The sequence below is a fragment of the Klebsiella pneumoniae genome (assembly GCF_000742135.1).
Lineage (GTDB): Bacteria > Pseudomonadota > Gammaproteobacteria > Enterobacterales > Enterobacteriaceae > Klebsiella > Klebsiella pneumoniae.
The window spans coordinates 2,998,858-3,017,936 of record NZ_KN046818.1 but is presented as its reverse complement, the minus strand read 5'-3'; the positions used below and the strand labels follow the sequence as shown (position 1 = coordinate 3,017,936).

17 protein-coding genes, 2 tRNA genes and 2 pseudogenes are annotated in these 19,079 nt (G+C 50.7%); 11 read left to right on the top strand and 10 right to left on the bottom strand.

The window, feature by feature from the left end; genetic code table 11:
* The first annotated feature begins 16 nt into the window (after nt 1-16).
* From hemB to DR88_RS28260, 6 genes and pseudogenes are all read left to right on the top strand, one after another.
* Nucleotides 17-1,039 (top strand): porphobilinogen synthase, encoded by a 1,023-nt coding sequence (gene hemB / locus DR88_RS11245; protein WP_004150565.1) that lies wholly within the window; start codon nt 17-19, stop codon nt 1,037-1,039.
* 152 nt (nt 1,040-1,191) lie between these two features.
* Nucleotides 1,192-1,527 carry a hypothetical protein gene (locus DR88_RS11250; RefSeq protein ID WP_016529170.1) on the top strand — a complete coding sequence of 112 codons (336 nt, stop codon included), beginning with the start codon at nt 1,192-1,194 and terminating at the stop codon, nt 1,525-1,527.
* 41 nt (nt 1,528-1,568) lie between these two features.
* The gene (locus DR88_RS11255; protein WP_004150563.1) at nt 1,569-2,744 is read left to right on the top strand and encodes an NAD(P)/FAD-dependent oxidoreductase; all 1,176 of its coding nucleotides are present in this window, start codon (nt 1,569-1,571) and stop codon (nt 2,742-2,744) included.
* A 33-nt stretch (nt 2,745-2,777) separates the two neighbouring features.
* Nucleotides 2,778-3,053 carry an IS1-like element transposase gene (locus DR88_RS31635; RefSeq protein WP_064750609.1) on the top strand — a complete coding sequence of 92 codons (276 nt, stop codon included), beginning with the start codon at nt 2,778-2,780 and terminating at the stop codon, nt 3,051-3,053.
* Nucleotides 2,972-3,473 (top strand): annotated as a pseudogene (locus tag DR88_RS31630) (IS1 family transposase). Before DR88_RS31635 ends, DR88_RS31630 begins: the two are co-directional and overlap by 82 nt.
* A gap of 418 nt (nt 3,474-3,891) precedes the next feature.
* Nucleotides 3,892-4,146, top strand: a complete 255-nt coding sequence (locus tag DR88_RS28260) for a hypothetical protein (RefSeq protein ID WP_004150562.1) — start codon at nt 3,892-3,894, stop codon at nt 4,144-4,146.
* Between the two features lie 223 nt (nt 4,147-4,369).
* On the opposite strand, the gene aztD is transcribed toward DR88_RS28260, so the two are convergent.
* From aztD to mtfA, 8 genes and pseudogenes are all read right to left on the bottom strand, one after another.
* Nucleotides 4,370-5,620 carry a zinc metallochaperone AztD gene (gene aztD / locus DR88_RS11265; RefSeq protein WP_025862107.1) on the bottom strand — a complete coding sequence of 417 codons (1,251 nt, stop codon included), beginning with the start codon at nt 5,618-5,620 and terminating at the stop codon, nt 4,370-4,372.
* A gap of 38 nt (nt 5,621-5,658) precedes the next feature.
* The gene (gene aztC, locus DR88_RS0126130) at nt 5,659-6,576 is read right to left on the bottom strand and encodes a zinc ABC transporter substrate-binding protein AztC (RefSeq protein ID WP_004150559.1); all 918 of its coding nucleotides are present in this window, start codon (nt 6,574-6,576) and stop codon (nt 5,659-5,661) included.
* 57 nt (nt 6,577-6,633) lie between these two features.
* The gene (aztB, locus tag DR88_RS11270; protein ID WP_001104308.1) at nt 6,634-7,491 is read right to left on the bottom strand and encodes a zinc ABC transporter permease AztB; all 858 of its coding nucleotides are present in this window, start codon (nt 7,489-7,491) and stop codon (nt 6,634-6,636) included.
* A gap of 211 nt (nt 7,492-7,702) precedes the next feature.
* A complete protein-coding gene (locus DR88_RS28255) occupies nt 7,703-8,224 on the bottom strand; it encodes an ATP-binding cassette domain-containing protein (protein ID WP_223367906.1) in 522 nt (173 codons plus the stop codon).
* 277 nt (nt 8,225-8,501) lie between these two features.
* A pseudogene (locus tag DR88_RS11275) lies at nt 8,502-10,475 on the bottom strand (PhoX family protein).
* Nucleotides 10,476-10,659: 184 nt separating this feature from the next.
* Nucleotides 10,660-11,916: a tyrosine-type recombinase/integrase gene (locus DR88_RS11280; protein ID WP_032443936.1), complete on the bottom strand. Its 1,257-nt coding sequence runs from the start codon at nt 11,914-11,916 to the stop codon at nt 10,660-10,662.
* A 161-nt stretch (nt 11,917-12,077) separates the two neighbouring features.
* A tRNA-Asn gene (locus DR88_RS11285) sits at nt 12,078-12,153 on the bottom strand.
* A 100-nt stretch (nt 12,154-12,253) separates the two neighbouring features.
* Nucleotides 12,254-13,054, bottom strand: a complete 801-nt coding sequence (mtfA, locus tag DR88_RS11290; protein WP_004227143.1) for a DgsA anti-repressor MtfA — start codon at nt 13,052-13,054, stop codon at nt 12,254-12,256.
* Between the two features lie 90 nt (nt 13,055-13,144).
* On the opposite strand from mtfA, the gene DR88_RS11295 reads away from it, so the two are divergent.
* A tRNA-Ser gene (locus DR88_RS11295) sits at nt 13,145-13,234 on the top strand.
* 272 nt (nt 13,235-13,506) lie between these two features.
* Here DR88_RS11295 and ompC read toward each other — a convergent pair.
* Nucleotides 13,507-14,652, bottom strand: a complete 1,146-nt coding sequence (ompC, locus tag DR88_RS11300) for a porin OmpC (RefSeq protein WP_004148894.1) — start codon at nt 14,650-14,652, stop codon at nt 13,507-13,509.
* Between the two features lie 538 nt (nt 14,653-15,190).
* Between ompC and drpB the strand changes: the two genes are divergently transcribed.
* The 4 genes from drpB (at nt 15,191) to DR88_RS11320 (ending at nt 18,174) form a co-directional block, all read left to right on the top strand.
* A complete protein-coding gene (drpB, locus tag DR88_RS11305) occupies nt 15,191-15,472 on the top strand; it encodes a cell division protein DrpB (protein ID WP_004151461.1) in 282 nt (93 codons plus the stop codon).
* Between the two features lie 42 nt (nt 15,473-15,514).
* A complete protein-coding gene (locus tag DR88_RS11310) occupies nt 15,515-16,222 on the top strand; it encodes a phosphohydrolase (protein WP_002911594.1) in 708 nt (235 codons plus the stop codon).
* A gap of 76 nt (nt 16,223-16,298) precedes the next feature.
* The gene (locus DR88_RS11315) at nt 16,299-17,699 is read left to right on the top strand and encodes a DNA cytosine methyltransferase (protein WP_025860737.1); all 1,401 of its coding nucleotides are present in this window, start codon (nt 16,299-16,301) and stop codon (nt 17,697-17,699) included.
* Entirely contained in the window at nt 17,680-18,174 is a 495-nt protein-coding gene (locus tag DR88_RS11320; protein WP_004200342.1) for a very short patch repair endonuclease, read from the top strand. The genes DR88_RS11315 and DR88_RS11320 overlap by 20 nt, the downstream gene beginning before the upstream one ends.
* On the opposite strand, the gene yedA is transcribed toward DR88_RS11320, so the two are convergent.
* Nucleotides 18,149-19,060 carry a drug/metabolite exporter YedA gene (gene yedA, locus DR88_RS11325; RefSeq protein ID WP_025860733.1) on the bottom strand — a complete coding sequence of 304 codons (912 nt, stop codon included), beginning with the start codon at nt 19,058-19,060 and terminating at the stop codon, nt 18,149-18,151. The two genes, DR88_RS11320 and yedA, sit on opposite strands and share 26 nt — an antisense overlap.
* Nucleotides 19,061-19,079: the final 19 nt, after the last annotated feature.

Here is a 19,079-nt window from a genome sequence, read left to right as displayed (position 1 = left end):
AGAAGAGGCAAATCTTGTGAGTATTATTATTCCTGGTTCTTTCCCGGCACGACGACTGCGCCGTTTTCGCACCCATTCTTTCAGTCGCCGTCTGGTCGCTGAAAATCAGCTGACCGTAGATGGCCTGATTTTACCGGTATTCATTATTGAGGGGCAAAACCTGCGACAGGAAGTGCCGTCGATGCCGGGCGTATTTCGTCTGTCGGTTGATATGTTGCTTCATGATGCCGCGCAATTTGTTCAGGCAGGTATACCTGCTATTGCACTATTTCCGTGTATAGAAAGTTCTGCTAAATCGCTGATGGCAGACGCTTCGTGGGATCCATCCGGTTTAGTACCGCGAGCTGTAAGGGCGCTGAAAAAGGCTTTTCCTGAACTCGGGGTGATAACTGACGTTGCTCTTGACGCCTATACGACACATGGTCAGGACGGCATCACTGACGAAAATGGATATGTACTTAATGAGCCGACAAAAGAAATTCTCACCAGACAGGCGCTTACCCACGCCGAAGCAGGCGCAGATATTGTCGCTCCAAGCGACATGATGGATGGCCGCATCGGTCATATCAGACAAGCGTTTGAAACGAATGGACTGCTTAATATCCAGATAATGGCGTATTCAGCAAAATACGCGTCGAACTATTATGGTCCTTTTCGCGAGGCGACGAAATCTGCTGTATCACTGGGTAAACGGGACAAAAAAAGCTATCAGATGGATCCGGCGAATGCAATGGAAGCTATGCATGAAATTGCCCAGGATTTGCAGGAAGGGGCAGACATGGTGATGGTTAAGCCGGGCATGCCTTACCTGGATATTATCAGGGAAGCCAGGAAAACTTTTGCAGTACCCGTCTTTGCCTATCAGGTTTCAGGGGAATATACGATGCATATGGCCGCTTTCCGAAATGGTTGGCTGGACGAAGAAAAAACGGTGCTTGAATCACTTATGTGCTTCAAACGCGCCGGGGCGGATGGAATACTGACTTATTTTGCCAATACAGTAGCCCAGTTGCTTAATCAACATAAACGGGAATATTGATTCCCTGTTGACAAAATTCCTTAGTCGCTAAGCAGGAGCACCGCTGAGAGTAAACGTCATAATCAGCGAGAATTTCTATACTTTAATTCTTATCTTTATTGCGAATTCTGACGAATCGTTTGTATCAGCCCAATAATCTGGAGGAAGCAGTTATGGTCGAAACCAGTAAACAGGACCGTATGCCTTATCTACTTTTCCTGTGTGAAAACCGCATTCTTGCACAGAATATCGATGGTCATGTCATTGATCTTGGTGGATTAACCAAACAAAACGGCACCATTGACTGGCTTCTGGATGGCAATAAGGAAAAGGGGGAAAATCTCAAAACAGAAATCGAAGCGCTGGAGGATCTTGCCAATAAGATAGATTTTCTTTTTCTTGATGGTCAGTTTACCAGCCTTCCTGACATATCGGCTGAATATAAAGATAAGCTTACATCAGCCCCTTCAATGGAAATCGTATTGAATGAACTTGGCGATAAGCCATAAGAAAGCCCAACGTCAGGAAGCTGATAAAAAGGAGGAAAGGCATGTCGGTCAAAAAAATAGCAGTTATTGGTGCAGGCGTACTCGGCCTGTCCGTGGCCCGCTCCCTGGCGCAACAGGGAGCAAAAGTCACTGTTTTTGAGCGTAGCCATGTGGGGGCGGGGACAAGCAGCACGACTTTTGCCTGGATTAATTCAGATGGCAAAACACCAGAAAGTTATCATCATCTCAATGCCCTGGCGATTGACGAGCATATCCGGCTACAACAGGAACGGACCACAGAAGGTCATTGGCTAAAAGCGACTGGGACTTATGAATGGGCGGCTGGTGCGCCAGAGCAAAAACGGTTACAAGACCGGGTCAGCCGTCTTTTGGAACTGAACTATCCTGTTCAGAACCTTTCCGCAGATGAACTTAAGCGCAAAGTTCCTGAAATCCGCGTGGGATCTCATGCCGGAGATATCTGGTATTTTCCAGGTGAATGCTTACTGGTACCTTCCGTTTTTATGGCATGGCTGGTGTCCGAGCTTCATGTTCATAACGCCGAACTGAAAACACAAAGCGAAGTGACAGAGTTAACTGAAGAAAAAAATAGGGCAGAGATAAGCCTTGCCAATGGCGAACGTTGGCAGGGAGACAGTATAGTCATTGCGGCGGGAAGATGGTCTGCCGAACTCGCTTCGCTACTTGGGCAGCAACTGGCAATGATCGATCCGAACCAGCCGAATAAAATCGCATGTGGTTTTCTGGGCTATACGCGCCCGGTGTTAACCCAGTTACAGGCGAATTTAATCACGCCAGGGTTAAATGTCCGGCCAGAAGGAGGGGGGCGATTACTGCTTCAGTGTCCCGACCTTGACAGCTTTGCCAATCCTGCAAATCCGGCACCGGTAGATAGCTATATCGGTGAAGAAATGCACAAAAGGCTACGGAAGCTATTTAATAATATGGAAATGGCACAGCTGGAACGTATAGCTGTTGGGCAGCGTTCCCGACCGGCAGATGGTCTTCCAGGGCTTGGTTATATCTCTGGTAAGCGACGAATCTACCTCATGGTGACGCACAGTGGTATGACTCTGGGGCCGTTGATCGGACGGCTTTGCGCGGAAGAGATTCTCCACGATAAGCGTTCTTCGCTTTTGAGTGATTTCTCTCCTGAAAGATTACTTGGGAAAACGGCAAAGGATTTTCCTGCTTTGGTGATGCTGCCAACTTACTGATTTAGTGTATGATGGTGTTTTTGAGGTGCTCCAGTGGCTTCTGTTTCTATCAGCTGTCCCTCCTGCTCAGCTACTGAAGGCGTGGTGCGTAACGGTAAAAGTACTGCCGGACATCAGCGCTATCTCTGCTCTCACTGCCGTAAAACATGGCAGCTACAGTTCACTTACACCGCCTCTCAGCTCGGTACGCACCAGAAAATTATTGATATGGCCATGAATGGCGTCGGATGTCGCGCCAGTGCACGCATTATGGGCGTTGGCCTCAACACGATTTTACGACACTTAAAAAACTCAGGCCGCAGTCGGTAAACTCACGCATACAGCCGGGCAGTGACGTCATCGTCTGCGCGGAAATGGACGAACATTGGGGCTATGTCGGGGCTAAATCGCGCCAGCGCTGGCTGTTTTACGCGTATGACAGGCTCCGGAAGACGGTTTGCGCACGTATTCGGTGAACGCACTATGGCGACGCTGGGGCGTCTTATGAGCCTGCTATCACCCTTTGACGTGGTGATATGGATGACGGATGGCTGGCCGCTGTATGAATCCCGCCTGAAGGGAAAGCTGCACGTAATCAGCAAGCGATATACGCAGCGAATTGAGCGGCATAACCTGAATCTGAGGCAGCACCTGGCACGGCTGGGACGGAAGTCGCTGTCGCTCTCAAAATCGGTGGATCTGCATGACAAAGTCATCGGGCATTATCTGAACATAAAACACTATCAATAAGTTGGAGTCATTACCTCCTGCTTTTACTACGTTACATTTCCCGGCTGCACAGTAATTTTTCAGTCGATGTTCACCACTGAAATGAGGATCAGAAAGCTAATAAACTAGATCCTGTTCAGCGGCATTAACAAAAAGCCTGTCCAACATGGGCAGGCCTGAAGCGTTTAAGCTTGCAAAAATACGACAAGGTGTGTGATGTCAGGCTATATCTGGCCATTATAGCCCGCGTACGCATTGGTTACAGTCAGCCAGAACGCCTTCTGTAGAGGAACATCACTACCCAATAGTATCATTTTTTTGTGGGTGTGTTATGTTATTTTATAACATCCAGGCTCATATTCCGCATACCGAAAGATAACTAGTTGTTATGCGTTTTCTCATACTGTAGTTTCAGAGGAAGATTTAACAAGAGGTTAACATGAAAATCAGTAAGATAGTTGCATTCTCCCTGACAATGGCTTCGACTCCGGCTCTGGCATTTCAGGCGAAAGATACGACTGGTTCAGATCTTTCAGGAAAGCAGTTGCGCGCAACAGAAGACAGCATCATCAGTAACTATTACAGCCAGCATAGCAGGCAGTTTCAGACGACGACTTTAGGAACCTGTGCTGCTGTGGCAGTACCTGGATGCAATTGCCCTTTGTGTTCAATGTTGCGTAATCAAAAGCTTTGAGAGAGTTAAATAAATATATTACTTGTAAGAGCTGAAAGCTGAAAAGATTCTGGTGTAATCAACTAGAGCAGTAAATGCTGTAAAGTGAGGTGAATAGTATGAAAGGGAATTTGATATTCATGGATGTTATTCCCAGGGTAAATTCAAAAAGATTATTAAAGCCAGAAAGTAGATCTGCTATCAGCAGATCTACTATGAAAGGCGTTGTTAGGTTTGACAAGTATTAATGAGCGTGATCATCATGATGATGAGCTTCATGATCGTGATGTTCACCATGTACTTTTCCTGAACCGCCGACTGCAACAATATTAAATGGCTGCCCTTCGACGCTAATTTCACTGGTCTTTTTAAAAGAAGTAGCGTCTAACACAATAATTTTACTTTTCAACGGATCGGTGACGTAAATTTTATTGTCAGCGACTGCGATTCTCGGCCGTGGATCATTCCAGTGGCCATCCATTGAATAGGGATCAGTGACACGCACTGACTGCGAAATTTCCCCTTTCAGGACATCTATTTGATTAAGCTTTCCGTCTTCTGTAAACACATAGGCGAATTTCGCGCGTACCGGGTCTACAACGAAATGGACTCGACGGGTAGGCAACTGAATCAAACGGAAGCTATCCGATTCGGTAGGATCGACCAGAATAATCCGGTCTGGCCCATTATTACCGATAAAATATTGCATTCCCTTACCACCGATCAAGGTGGATGTGCTTCCCTCTGGCAACGTTTTCGCGTAGGGAAGGTGCCTGATAACCGGTGCCGCATTTTTTTGCGTAATCAGCAGGAGGCCAGTCTCACATGATAGGGCAAAAGTATCACCCGAGCCGGCTGAGCCGTGAAGTCCGGGGCATAAGGCATCATCACCCACTTTTTTACCTTGCAGGTCCACCACGCGAGCGCCGACAGGTCGTTTTGATGCATCATCAGGGTTGGGAATGGATACGACAGCATAATTATCGTAAGCAACAGCAACGCCGTGATGTGGCGCAACAACATTTACTTTCGTTATATTCTTCTGACCTTTAAGAACGGCGCTTTCACCCAGGATTTGCGCGCTATCTTCCCCGTCAAACCACTGGGCAATTTTGCCCTGACGTTCAACAAAATGACCAGGTTTTTTACCCGTTAGTTCCAGCGGTAATAATTTGGGAGCGTCAATATCAATGTCTGCATGATCTCCGTGATCATGGAAAGCAATGCCTGAAGCGATTGTAGATACTACGCCAGCACTACCCTGGATAGCGAAAATTGTGGCACCACTTTCGCTGCGAGATAAATTTGCAGGGCCTTTAACATTAAATGTTGCGAGCTTATCTCCATCCAGTGCATCAATAACATTCACAACGGGTTTATCATGATCGGCGACGAACAGACGCCATGCGGTTACGTCTTCATCTGCGAAAGCAGGCATCACAGAAAGGCCCAAAAGCAGCGTTGAGATTGAAGTAGATAATAAGCGTTTCTTCATAATGTTCTCCATCATATATAAAACTGTTCGGCGGGTATTTATGGCTGGGTATTACGGCTATTGCTCGCCGCTGTCGCAATCGCCGTTACGTTATGTTCCATCATTTCCAGGTAGGTAGAAGCCGGTCCTCCTGGTTCTGACAAGGCATCTGTATAAAGCACGCCAGCCACGTTAAGGCCAGCTTCTCTGGCAATTTGTTCAACCAGACGTGGATTGGAAATATTTTCAGAAAAAACAGCTGATGCGTTATTTTCTTTAATTTTCTTAAGTATGCCGGCAACGTCAGCGGCAGAGGCCTCTGATTCGGTGGATATACCCTGAGGGGAAAGGAAATGTATACCATATGCCTGTTCAAAATATTTGAATGCATTATGGCCTACGACGACAGTACGCTTTTCCTGTGGGATCGTAGCGACAGTCTTAATAATTTTATTTTCCAGATCCGCAAGTTTTGCATCATAAGCACGGGCATTAGCCTGATAAAAATCACAATTACTTTTATCTTGTGCACAAAAGGCTTCTGCAATATTTTTCACATATATTCTGGAATTCCCTACTGATTGCCAGGCATGTGGATCAAACGGTGCAGCATGAAAGACCGCTTTACCGTCATAAAAATGATAGTGTCCGCCTGCCGGGTCCTGGAGAATATTTGCTCCTTTTGTTGTTTCAATTACCGGTGCGGAAGTTTCACTTGCCTCGATCAACCGTGAAATAAAGCCTTCAAGTTGTAAACCATTTACCAGTATGACATCCGCTTTAGACATAGCGATCGCGTCAGCAGGAGAGGGCTCATAAACATGGGCATCGCCATTAGGGCCGACAATAGTACGCAGTTCGATGCGGTCCCGACCGATGTTTTTTGCCATATCGCCAATAACAGAAAAGCTTGCTATGACATTAATTTTCGCTTTCGCCGGGAAAGTAAAAAAAGCATAGATGTCGTCAGGATGCATAAAGATATAAAACCGGGTTTTCTCATTAAATAATTTCCTCGATTTGTAGTGAAAAGATTAACGAAGTTTTTTTAAGTGGATGTTTTTCACCATCATGGCAGCAGCAGAGACAAGATACATAATTCCCACAGATAATATGATTGACGGTCCTGAAGGTAGTGAAAAATGAAATGAAAATAACAAACCGCTTATACATGCAAGCATTCCTATCAGGACAGAGGCTATGCACATTGTTGCTACACGTCTCGTCCAGAAACGAGCCGTCACAGCTGGCAAGACCATTACCCCGACAGAGAGCAAAGTGCCGAGTGCCTGAAAACCAGCGACAAGATTCAGTACCACCAGGGCCAGGAAAATAAAATGGACTGGCGATCCCAATCGTGAAACGGAGCGAAGAAATAAAGGGTCAAGGCACTCAGCAATAAGTGCGCGCCAGAATATAGAAACCAGCAGAAGTGTGAGCAGCGCGACAGAGAAAATTAACAACAGCGCTTCGTGATTGAGTGCAAGCACAGTTCCAAATAGGACATGCATAAGATCCACGCTTGAGCCTCGAAGCGATACAATGAGCACGCCGACTGCGAGTGAGATTAAATAAAAAGCAGCCATTGAAGCGTCTTCTTTTTGCACTGTTAAGCGGGAAACCGCCCCTGCAAAAATAGCGACTATCAGCCCTGCGACAAGCCCACCAATAGTCATCGGTAATATATCTAATCCGTAGAGTAAGAAGCCAAATGCAGCACCGGGCAAGATAGCATGTGACATGGCATCACCAACCAGACTCATACGGCGTAATGTTAAAAAAACGCCAACCGGGCAAGCGCTTAAACAAAGCAGAAATGAACCATAAAGCGCCCGGCGCATAAAACCGAAGCCGACAAAAGGTGCTAGAACCCATTCATGAAGCCAGTTCATGAATGTGTAGCCTCATGTTGCCCAGGTAAAGCACGTGCTGTGCCCATATTCTGTGCCGGTAGAAGTGAGGTATGGCGCAGAACTTGTTCTGTTTCGTCCCATGCCACTAATTTACCGTTTAACAAAATGGCCTGTGGAAAATGATTTCTAACCAGACCGATATCATGCATGACAGCTAAGACAGTACGTTTCTGAGCATGCCAGCGGTTTATCAGCACAAGCAAGTCATCAATAGTAGTGGCGTCAATGGCATTAAAAGGCTCATCAAGCAAGATGATGTTTGCCTGTTGAAGAATGACCCGTGCGAAGAGCGCGCGTTGAAGCTGCCCCCGGATAATGCACTAAGCTGTCTTTTTTCAAACCCTGCTAATCCTACTGATCCCAATGCATCAGTAAGCCGTTTACGATCCTCAATTCTGTGATGATGGAATAACCCTCTTTCAGGCCATAAACCTAGGGAAACTAAATCTGAAACAGTTGCAGGGAAAGTGCGATCCAATTCCGATATTTGTGGCAGATAGGCAATGCGCGCCTTTGGTTCTACGGTACAGGAGCCACTTAACGGAGCCAGAATCCCTGCGATACCTTTAAGCAGTGTTGACTTACCAGAACCGTTAGGGCCGATGATGGCTGTAAGGGACCCTTTTTGTATCGTCCCGGTAATATTTTGTATCGCAGGTAAACCCTCATAACCCAGCGCCAGATTTGCAAAACGCAAAGAGTAGTCGTGCATGACATCCATTCCACATAATAAGTTACTTTTGGAACGTTATAACATAACAAATGTAATGTAAACGTTTAATCGATTTTTTGATATGGAACGTGCATGTACGAAGCCAGGCTTAAGGTAGCGTTAAAATTGATAATCGTTTCAGCGAGTAAGAGAAAACATAAAAGGCTAAGGTTAATTCCTTCAGATAACAGCGAGATTAAATATTTGATACCTAGGGAATGTTGGGAGGATCAAGCTGTTGCCATAAAAAATGGTGCCCAAAAGGGCACCAGATGCATCAGGTACCGATTATCCCGCCATTCGATTTAGTGATAACGACTGTTGAAGAACGTGGTCGTCCGTCTGATCTTGAATCTGGTCAGTTGGAGATAGCCCGAGGGTTGTTCGGATCGGTAATGTCGTCGCCGCCTTCGCCGGGATGCTGGATATTAATAAACAGCGTACGGTTGTCCGGCGTAAAGGCGATACCGGTAATTTCACACCCGCGTGGCCCGGTCAAAAAGCGGCGATACTCATTGGTGCCGGGCAGGGTCGCTATCATCTGGTTATTCCCCATCCCTTCATACGCCTTTTTATTAATCGTACTGGAGGAGACATCAGTCTGGATCCACAGCACGCCGCGGTGATCGAAGGAGAGCCCATCAGGGCTGCCGAATTCTGCCCCCTGCATGGAGCCTTTCGCTTTAGGATCGTCACTGTCAGTACGCCCGGCGAGCACCAGAATATTCCACGTAAATTTCGCTGAGGCGGGGTCTGCCCTCTCTTCGCGCCAGTGCATGATATGGCCGAACTGGTTGTTGGCGCGCGGGTTGGCTGCGTCAACCGGGGCTTTGCCCTCTTTACCGCGATCGGAATTGTTGGTGAGCGTGCAATACACGCTGCCTTTCGCATGGGTATCAACGGCTATCCATTCCGGGCGATCCATTTTTGTTGCGCCCACCGTATCGGCAGCAAGGCGCGTTTTGATCAGCAGATCGCCCTGATTGTCGAAACCCTTGCTTTGATCAAGGCCATTTTCACCGAAGATTAGCGGCAGCCAGTCGCCGGAACCGTCGTCATTGAATCTGGCGACATAGAGCGTGCCTGACTCCAGCAACTGCATATTTGCCTTGCGATCGCCAGGGTCATATTTGTTCTCGGAGATGAATTTATAGATGTATTCAAATTTGTGATCGTCGCCCATATAGACCACAACGCGATTATCCCCCGCCAGCGTCACGGCGGCACCTTCATGCTTAAAGCGACCTAATGCGGTATGTTTGCGTGGTGTGGAGGTCGGATCGTAGGGGTCAATCTCCACCACCCAGCCAAAGCGGTTCGGCTCGTTGGGCGTTTTATCGACGCTGAAACGTTCGTCAACCTCGTTCCAGCGGTAGGATTCATCGCTATCGCTAATGCCGTAGCGCTTCTCCAGCACGTTACGCGGCGCTTTTTTAACAAAAATATCCGACCAGTTCTCTTCACAGGTCAGGTACGTCCCCCACGGGGTTTTACCATTGGCGCAGTTTTGCATGGTGCCCAGTACCACTTCGCCTTGCGGATCGGCGGCGGTTTTCATCAACGCCTGATGACGCGCCGGACCGCTCAGTTGCATTGGTGTATTAACGGTAATGCGACGAGCAAAGCTGGAGGGACGGGCTACCTGCCAGCCCACGTTATCTTTTTTCACCTCGATAACTGATATACCCATCGCATTCTGACCCTTACGGGCCTTATCAAGATCCCAGTTGGCGGTACCGTCTTTAAACAGCATGCCGTTATCAATGTACTCATGGTTGAGCGCCAGCAGACCGTGTGCCGGGTTCTCTTTGCCCTGCGGCAGGCTAAACCAGGCCATGCCGTCATGGTGCATACCGGCCTGCGCCGCCTGTTCGTCGGTGGTGTTGCTAGCGTCGAATTTAAATTCCGGCAGATTACCCTTTATGCCCACAGCATCGCCCCAGCGATAAAACGGACGGGCTATATAGCCTTCCGGCACGGTGACAGTGTCTGCTGTCGAAACGGGAATGGTGGTGAAGCCCAGTGACACCGCTTTAGATAATGCTGAGGGATTTGCCTTCGCCGCGAAGGCGTTTTCTGGCTTGACTAGATAAGGAAAGGAGACGGCAGCGCCCGCCACCATTCCCATTTGCAGAAAGCGGCGACGGGACATAAAAGCGCTGACTACCTCAGAAAAGACGGGGTTCACGCTGTGGTTACTGATCTCATCGCTGTGCTCTTTTTTAAACACCAATTTAAGGGGGCTGCTCATATCGTTTTCCTGTAATTTCCATAGATTTGCGTGGCAATACAGGACAGTTCAAAAAATATTTGTTACAAATTTATAACATGAGAAATAACGGAGGTTCAGGAGAAAAAGCTCACTGGCATTTTTGTATTACTGATAAATAAAGCCGTCCCCACCTAAGCGGAGACGGCTTCGTTATACTAACAATTCAGCGGTTCTCCTGAACCATCATATAAGGCGACACATATGCTTTTCTGCATATATCCAGATAGTCCGACCACCACTGCATCATCGCCTTGCGGGCTTCCAAGTGTTCTGCCTTGTGAATATAAGCCATGCGCACGGTATTGCGCTCCTGATGACTCATCTGGCGTTCTACTGCATCCTTTGCCCATAAACCCGATTCCATCAGCGCACTGCATGCCATCGCCCGAAAGCCGTGGCCACAGATATCCTTTTTCGTGTCGTAGCCCATCACCCGCAGTGCCTTATTGACCGTGTTTTCACACATTGGCTTATACGGGTTATGGTCGCCGGGGAAGATCAGTTCATTATTACCGGTGATATCCTTAATCTGTTTCAGAATGGCGATGGACTGTTCTGAGAGGGGTACGATATGCGGCATTCGCATTTTGGCCCCGCGGCCGGAATAACGCACGCCAATAATGGGTTCTCGCGTCGCGGGTATCGTCCAGACTCGGTTTGTGAAATCAATCTCTGACCAGCGGGCGAAACGCAGTTCACTGGAGCGAATGAACACATGCAGCATCAGCAGGACGGCCAACCGCGTCAGTTCACGGCCCTGATGATATGCCTCAATACGTTCAAGCAGTTCAGGCAGCCGCTCCAGTGGCAGGGCAGGATAGTGCCGTCTGACAGGAGGTGTGGTCACGCCGCCAAGATTTGCTGCCGGGTTCGTATCGATTAACCCCTGATGAACCGCATGGCGCATTATGTTACTCAGGTGCTGCCGCGTGCGGGACGCAACTTCCAGCAGACCTTTTTCCTCGATCCTTTTCAGCAGGTCAATGAAATGACGGGGTTTAAGTTCTGATACAGGCAGGTTGCCAATGACCGGAAAGATGTGATTGTTCATGCTGGCAAGCAGACGGTCAGCGGTGTTCTGCGACCATTTTCGGTTACTTTTATGCCACGCCAGCGCCACGTTTTTAAAAACTTTATCCGGTGTTCGTGAGCCACGTTCAGCAGCCCGCTGCTGTACCGGGTTGATATTCAGCGCCAGCATTTTACGGACACCTTCACGCTGCTGTCGCGCATCAGTGAGGGAGACGGCAGGATAGGCACCCAGCGCAATGCGCGATTCTTTACCGTTAATACGGTACTTGAGATACCAGTGACGTGAGCCACCCGGCTTGACCAGCAGATACAGACCGTGGGAATCGGAGACTTTAAAGGGTTTATCAGAAGGCTTGAGAGTGCGGATTTTCGCGTCGGTAAGGGACATATGGGGGTCGCTCCATTATCGAACTAACCTGACCCCAGATTTGACCACCAATTTTTCCCGATGCGGAGGGTAAAATCAAAATGCACCGGGAAGAGTTTTCACGCTAACCTGTTGAACCAACATCATATAATGATTCGCAAGGATGCATGAAAACAGAAAATTGGCTCCTCTGACTGGACTCGAACCAGTGACATACGGATTAACAGTCCGCCGTTCTACCGACTGAACTACAGAGGAATCGTGTGAACGAGGCGTATACTACTGGCCTCGCATTTTTGTGTCAACACTAAAATTAACCTGCTGATTCAAATGGCTAAATTTAGCTCAACACGTTGTTTTAGTGAACAATGCGCCGATCGCCTTCGTCCTGCAGGCCATTCTCACGTCTACGCGCCAGCGGATCCTGGCGGTAAAAGTGGCAAAAACGCTGCCACAGGGCCGGGAAGCGAGGCGCGAACAGTTCAGGCGCACTGAAAAAATATTCCGAGAGGACAGCAAAGCACTCTGCGGGATCGGTGGCGGCATAGGCGTCAATACTGGCGGCGCTTTCGCCGACCAGATCTATCTCATCCTGAATGTTGTTCATCGCGGCGTGGAGATCATGCTCCCAGCCGGCAACTTCACGCAACGGGATAAGCGGCACGCCGCTGGCCCGGTCGCCGTTCCGCGTATCAAGCTTATGCGCCACTTCATGCACCACAAGGTTAAAGCCTGACGCATCAAAAGAGTCTTGAATATCCAGCCAGTTCAGCACTACAGGACCCTGTTGCCAGCTTTGTCCCGACTGTACCACCCGCTGGTTGTGGACCAGACCAATATCATCCTCCCATTCATCATCGACGATGAAAGGGGCAGGGTAGATCAGCACTTCATGGAAGCCATCCAGCCACTCAATGCCCAGCTCAAGCACCGGCAGACAAAAGAGCATAGCAATGCGCGCCTGATGCAGCGGGGTCAGCTCCAGCCCCTGCAATGCCACCAGCCGCTTTTGCTGTAAAAAACGGGCAGCCATCTGCGTGAGCTTGTGCTGCTCAGTGGACGAAAGATGGGCTAAAACCGGAATGGCAAGCGCTTGCTCCCAGGGCATCTCTGCGTTGCCGGACTCATCATCTGCTTTCCAGGGCCATTTAAACATCATATTGCTCGCAAAGTCGTCACTTGAACACAATTACCGAAACGGGAGCTATTAAAATGCCAAAGATCCTGGCATTATAGCAACCATCACAGCGGAGAGATGCCGGAGCGGCTGAACGGACCGGTCTCGAAAACCGGAGTAGGGGCAACTCTACCGGGGGTTCAAATCCCCCTCTCTCCGCCACTTTTCTTGCTCTAACCTTCCCTTCAATAACACCGTTAGCTTCAGGTATAACGCCTGCGCTGGGGTATCACCATCATCATCGTCCTGGTTTCAGCGTAGAGTCGCGGTAGCGCGCTTTATCCTTTTGGCACCTTATCGCCGCTTTTAGCCCGAACGAGCTTAAACGCATCATAAAGAGGGAAGGTACGCCTGGAAAGCGGCAATGTCGAAAAGAGTGATCTCAACGGAGCGGGAACATAAAAAAGCCCGCTGAACGCGGGCTTTGACGGGGATCAGAACTGATAGACCAGGCCGAGGGCGACGATATCATCGGTCGCGATACCGCTGTTTTTGTAGAAGCGGTCGTCTTCATCCAGCAGGTTGATTTTATAATCCACATAGGTGGACATATTTTTGTTGAAGTAGTAGGTCATGCCCACGTCGACATACTTGACCAGATCCTTGTCGCCGTAGCGAGAATAGGCGTAGAGATCTTTACCCTTCGACTGCAGATAGGCCACCGACGGACGCAGCGGTAAATTAAAGTCGTCGAACTGATACTGCGCGACCACTTCGAAGTTCTGCGTTTTGTTGGCAATTCCGCCAAAACTATCGTTGCCATAGAAGGTCATGTTGCGGGTCTCAGCATACATGGCGGCCAGATAGATGTTATTGGCGTCATATTTCGCGCCGACGGTCCAGGCATCGGCTTTATCGCCGTTGGCATAACGCTGGCTGCTACGCGCGGCCGCCAGCTGGTTATGGGTACGGTCAGAAGACGAATACGCTGCCCCGAAGCTGATGCCCATATCGAGATCATAGTAGCTGGAGATACCAAAACCGTCGCCATTTTCCCGCGCCAGCTTACGTTTCCCACCGTTATTAGTGCCTTCGCCAGAACCGGCGTTTTCATTATTACCCTGATACTGCAGGGCGAAATGCAGGCCGTCGACGAGGCCGAAGAAATCGCTGTTACGGTAGGTGGCCACGCCGTTAGTACGACCGGTCATGTAAACGTCGGTCTGGGTGTAGGTATCGCCGCCGAATTCCGGCAGCATATCGGTCCAGGATTCAATGTCGTAGACCACGCCGTAGTTACGGCCATAGTCCAGCGACCCGCAGTCGGCAAACTTCAGGCCGGCAAAGCCGAGACGGGTCCAGGAATCCGCGCCTTCTTTTTCGCTGGTGTTCGCCTGAATGTTGTATTCCCACTGACCGTAGCCGGTTAACTCGGAAGTAATCTGCGTTTCGCCTTTCAGACCAAAGCGAACATAGGTCTGGTCGCCGTCCTCTGAAGCGTCGTCAGAGAAGTAATGCAGGCCGTCAACTTTCCCGTAGAGGTCCAGTTTATTACCGTTTTTGTTATAGATTTCGGCGGCATTAGCGGCGCTAGCCATTAATAATGCCGGAACCATGAGTGCCAGTACTTTTCTTTTCATTATATATTCCCTTTTAATAATAATTTCTATGAATTATGACAATCCCTCCGGAATGACTATCCGATACTAACGACTAAGTTCATCTTTATTTAAAATAAAATATGTAAATAAATGATGTTAAACATTTCAAAATATTTCTAAGTGGTTCTTTATATTAAATTGTGATGCTTGTGCAAAATCCATTATTTTCTTATATAGCAATGCTTTATTATGTCTTTGGTTGGTTGTTGTTAATTATATGAAATAAATTGCACAAATAACAATCAAGCTCATTATTCATTATGGAAATTTATTTTGTGTGAATGTAAATATCCAGGGAATTATCAACCCAGCTTGCGATAATTAAGGAATGAGTAGCTTTAAGCGTACGGGAGATAATAAGGACATCTCTTCAGCCTGTGCGCATTGGCAGCATAAGTCGCGAGAAGGCGCAGAAGACGAAGATGAAACTGCTGCCTGTGACGCAGGTTAGCGGTATAATGTGATGCGTGTCACGTTTTGAGTGACAATAGTCTGTTGTGTCACGGAGAGGAATGAGATGGAAGAGCAGGCAAAACGCAGCCCGGGAGGGAAACTTGCGCTCTGGGCGTTGTATGCTTTTTGCGGATATTGTGTCTGGGTCATTGTGCGTTACTGGTGGGTAGTGGGAAAAATTCACAGCGTTCCCGGCGCCAGCGTGGAGGGTGATTTTGGAACAACGGCCGGGAAATGGCTTGGCGCCCTGTTGGGCATGCTGGTCCTCGGCGGCATTGGCTCTATTCTCGGCGCGGTCGTCTGGTATACGCGTCCATCCCGCGGCGAGCAGGATCATCAGCGCTAAAATTGCTATGCTCGAGGCTGACCCTCAGATAAAGGAAAGCCTATGGACCTGGTTGACTGGCAGCAACGATTTGAGCGCTGGATACTGACGCACCATGCGCAGGATGACGCCGCACACGATCTGTCCCATTTTCGTCGCGTCTGGGCGACCGCCACTCAGCTGGCCGCGGGGGAGGAAGTCGACCGGCTGGTACTCCTCACGGCCTGCTATTTTCATGACATCGTCAGCTTGCCAAAAAATCATCCGGAGCGAAGTCGATCCTCGATGATGGCCGCCGAGAAAACCCTCGCCATTCTGCAGTCGGCCTTTGCTGATTTTCCTGCGGATCGTTACCCGGCGGTCAGCCATGCCATCGAGGCGCACAGCTTCAGCGCGGCGATCCCACCGCGCACGCTGGAGGCGAAAATAGTTCAGGATGCCGATCGACTCGAGTCGCTGGGAGCCATTGGTCTGGCGAGGGTCTTCGCTGTCGCCGGCGCCCTGAATACCATCTTGTTTGATGCCGAAGATCCTTTTGCTGATCGGCGGGCGCTGGATGACCGCAAATATGCCCTCGACCATTTCCAGTGCAAACTTCTGCGCCTGCCGGAAACCATGCAAACTGACAAGGGGAAAGCGATGGCGCAGCATAATGCCCGTTTTCTCGTCGAATTTATGGCTAAGCTCAGCGCGGAGCTGCAGGGGGAGCCGCTGGCGCTGGATGAAGCGGTTTTGCGCCGCTTTGCACCGCAGGCGTCAACCGACCGGTGATTTATGGTACTCTCTGCCAAAATCGTCCGCGTTGGTTGAGGATATGCCGCAAAAGTTAAGCAAGGAACACAGGTCGTTGTCGTTGGCTGAACAGGCCGGGGAAGACGCTGAGGCGCTGCTGCGTCAGCTGATGACGATCTACGATGTAAAAACGCTGGTTGCCGAACTGGTGAGCGTCGGCGAACAGCACTGGAGCGCGGCGATCCTCAAGCGCGTGGTGGCGCTTGGCCGCGTGGCGGAGCGTTTGCGCCCGCAGGAAGTTGCTCATCTGGCGACGCTCCTGCCTTCGCCGCCGGCCCATCATCCGTACTATGGGTTCCGTTTTATCGATCTGTTTGCCGGTATTGGCGGGATCCGCAGTGGTTTTGAAGCCATCGGCGGGCAGTGCGTTTTCACCAGCGAGTGGAACAAGCACGCGGTACGCACCTATAAGGCCAACTGGTATTGTGATCCGCAGCAGCACCGTTTTAATGAAGATATCCGCGATATTACCCTCAGCCAACGCTCTGACGTTAGCGACGAGGAGGCGGCGCGGCATATTCGCGAATCTATCCCTCAGCATGATGTGCTGCTGGCTGGCTTCCCCTGCCAGCCTTTCTCGCTTGCCGGCGTCTCTAAGAAAAATGCGATGGGCCGTGCGCATGGCTTTGCCTGCGAAACCCAGGGAACGCTGTTTTTTGACGTGGTGAGAATTATCGCGGCTCGTCAGCCAGCGATTTTTGTGCTGGAGAATGTCAAAAACCTCAAAAGCCACGATCAGGGGCGCACCTTCCGTATCATCATGCAGACGCTGGATGAGCTGGGATATGAAGTAGCTGACGCGGGGCATACCGGGCCGGATGACCCGAAGGTGATTGACGGGCGCCATTTCTTGCCTCAGCACCGGGAGCGCATCGTGCTGGTGGGTTTCCGTCGCGATCTGCAGCTGCATGCTGGATTTACGCTGCGCGACATCGCGGCGCAGTACCCGGCGGTGCGGCCAACATTTGGCGAGCTACTGGAGCCGACGGTCGATGCGAAATTTATTCTTACGCCGGTGCTGTGGAAATATCTTTATCGTTATGCCCGCAAGCATCAGGCGCGGGGCAATGGCTTTGGTTATGGCCTGGTTGACCCCGCCAATCCCCACAGCGTGGCCCGGACGCTTTCTGCCCGCTACTATAAAGATGGTGTCGAAATTCTCGTCGATCGCGGCTGGGACCGGCCGCTCGGTGAGAAGCATTTTGACGATCCGCTGAATCAACAGCGGCGCCCTCGCCGGTTAACGCCGCGCGAATGCGCCCGGCTGATGGGCTTTGAATCCCCGCAGGGGGCGCGTTTTCGCATCCCGGTATCGGATACGCAGGCCTATCGTCAGTTTGGCAACTCGGTGGTGGTTCCGGTCTTCGCCGCGGTGGCGAAACTCCTGGCGCCGCGCATCGCTCAGGCGGTGGCGCGCCGCGAAGCGGATGATAATGATGGCGGATGTTCACGATAAAGCGACGCGCAGTAAAAATATGCGGGCGATCGCCACGCGCGATACGGCGATTGAAAAGCGGATAGCGGCGCTGCTGACCGGGGCGGGATTCACCTTTGTCGCCCAGGATCGCGCGCTGCCGGGACGTCCCGATTTCACTTTACCCGACTACCGTTGCGTTATCTTTACTCACGGCTGTTTCTGGCATCACCATGACTGCTATCTGTTTAAGGTGCCGGCCACCCGCACGGCATTCTGGCTGGACAAAATCGCCGGTAACGTGGCGCGCGACGCCCGCGACCGGCAAAAGCTGGCCGAAGAGGGCTGGCGGGTATTAATCATCTGGGAATGCGCCCTGCGCGGGCGCCTTAGGCTGAGTGATGCGGCGCTCACCGAACGTCTGGAAGAGTGGATCTGCGGCGCCGGACACGACGCGCAGATCGATACGCAGGGGATCCGCGAACTGACGACTACTTCGACGCCTTACAAGGAGTAGCCTCGCTGCGGACGGGGAAGAGATATTTCCCCAGCGTCACCAGCACTACGGCGAAAATAATCACCGCCAGCGCCAGCCACTCAATGAGCGACAGGCTCTCGCCGCCGAACCCAGTACCGAGGAGCACCGCGACCACCGGATTAACATAGGCGTAGCTGGTGGCGACCGCCGGGGTGACATTGCGGATTAAAAACATGTAGGCGTTAATGGCGATCAGCGAGCCAAAGATGGCCAGATAGGCCAGGGCGGCGATCCCGGACCAGGAAGGGACGCGGGTTAAGGTTTCACCGCTCAGCCATGAGGCCGCCAGCAGGACGATCCCGGCGGCGAGCATCTCGATTGCCCCCGCCATCATGCCGGTCGGCAGTACGATTCGCGAACCGTAAACCGAGCCGAAGGCCCAGCTTAGGGAACCAATCAGGATCAGCAGTGCGCCCCAGGGGTTGCCGTTCAGGTTGCCTCCGCTGTTGAGCATCACGATACCCGCAAGGCCAATGGCAATGCCCAGCCACTTCAGTTTACGGGTGGCGATGCCGAAAAAGCGGCTGAAGCATAAGGTGAACAGCGGTACGGTGGCGACCATCACCGCCGCGATGCCGGAGGGGACGTGCTGATGTTCAGCCAGCGTCACGAAGCCGTTGCCAACCGCAAGCAGCAACACGCCGATCAGCGCAGCGTTAAGCAGCGGACGACGCGCCGGTAGCTTATGGCCGGTGGCCAGTAGCCACCCCAGCAACAGCACGCCGGCAGCGAGAAAACGAATGCCGGCCATCATTAGCGGCGGCCAGCTGGCGACCCCGACGGCGATAGCGAAATAGGTAGAGCCCCAGATGATATACAGCGCAAACAGCGCCCCGATGAGCGGTAAAAGCTGACGGGTAGACATACTTCCTCACGACGGTGCA

Excerpts from the sequence above, each read along its gene's own strand:
- DR88_RS11250 (WP_016529170.1), top strand. The coding sequence starts at position 1,192 with ATGGTCGAAACCAGTAAACAGGACCGTATGCCTTATCTACTTTTCCTG.
- DR88_RS11255 (WP_004150563.1), top strand. The coding sequence starts at position 1,569 with ATGTCGGTCAAAAAAATAGCAGTTATTGGTGCAGGCGTACTCGGCCTG.
- DR88_RS28260 (WP_004150562.1), top strand. The coding sequence starts at position 3,892 with ATGAAAATCAGTAAGATAGTTGCATTCTCCCTGACAATGGCTTCGACT.
- aztD (WP_025862107.1), bottom strand. The coding sequence starts at position 5,620 with ATGAAGAAACGCTTATTATCTACTTCAATCTCAACGCTGCTTTTGGGC.
- aztC (WP_004150559.1), bottom strand. The coding sequence starts at position 6,576 with ATGCATCCTGACGACATCTATGCTTTTTTTACTTTCCCGGCGAAAGCG.
- aztB (WP_001104308.1), bottom strand. The coding sequence starts at position 7,491 with ATGAACTGGCTTCATGAATGGGTTCTAGCACCTTTTGTCGGCTTCGGT.
- DR88_RS28255 (WP_223367906.1), bottom strand. The coding sequence starts at position 8,224 with ATGCACGACTACTCTTTGCGTTTTGCAAATCTGGCGCTGGGTTATGAG.
- DR88_RS11280 (WP_032443936.1), bottom strand. The coding sequence starts at position 11,916 with ATGTCCCTTACCGACGCGAAAATCCGCACTCTCAAGCCTTCTGATAAA.
- mtfA (WP_004227143.1), bottom strand. The coding sequence starts at position 13,054 with ATGATGTTTAAATGGCCCTGGAAAGCAGATGATGAGTCCGGCAACGCA.
- ompC (WP_004148894.1), bottom strand. The coding sequence starts at position 14,652 with ATGAAAAGAAAAGTACTGGCACTCATGGTTCCGGCATTATTAATGGCT.
- drpB (WP_004151461.1), top strand. The coding sequence starts at position 15,191 with ATGGAAGAGCAGGCAAAACGCAGCCCGGGAGGGAAACTTGCGCTCTGG.
- DR88_RS11310 (WP_002911594.1), top strand. The coding sequence starts at position 15,515 with ATGGACCTGGTTGACTGGCAGCAACGATTTGAGCGCTGGATACTGACG.
- DR88_RS11320 (WP_004200342.1), top strand. The coding sequence starts at position 17,680 with ATGGCGGATGTTCACGATAAAGCGACGCGCAGTAAAAATATGCGGGCG.
- yedA (WP_025860733.1), bottom strand. The coding sequence starts at position 19,060 with ATGTCTACCCGTCAGCTTTTACCGCTCATCGGGGCGCTGTTTGCGCTG.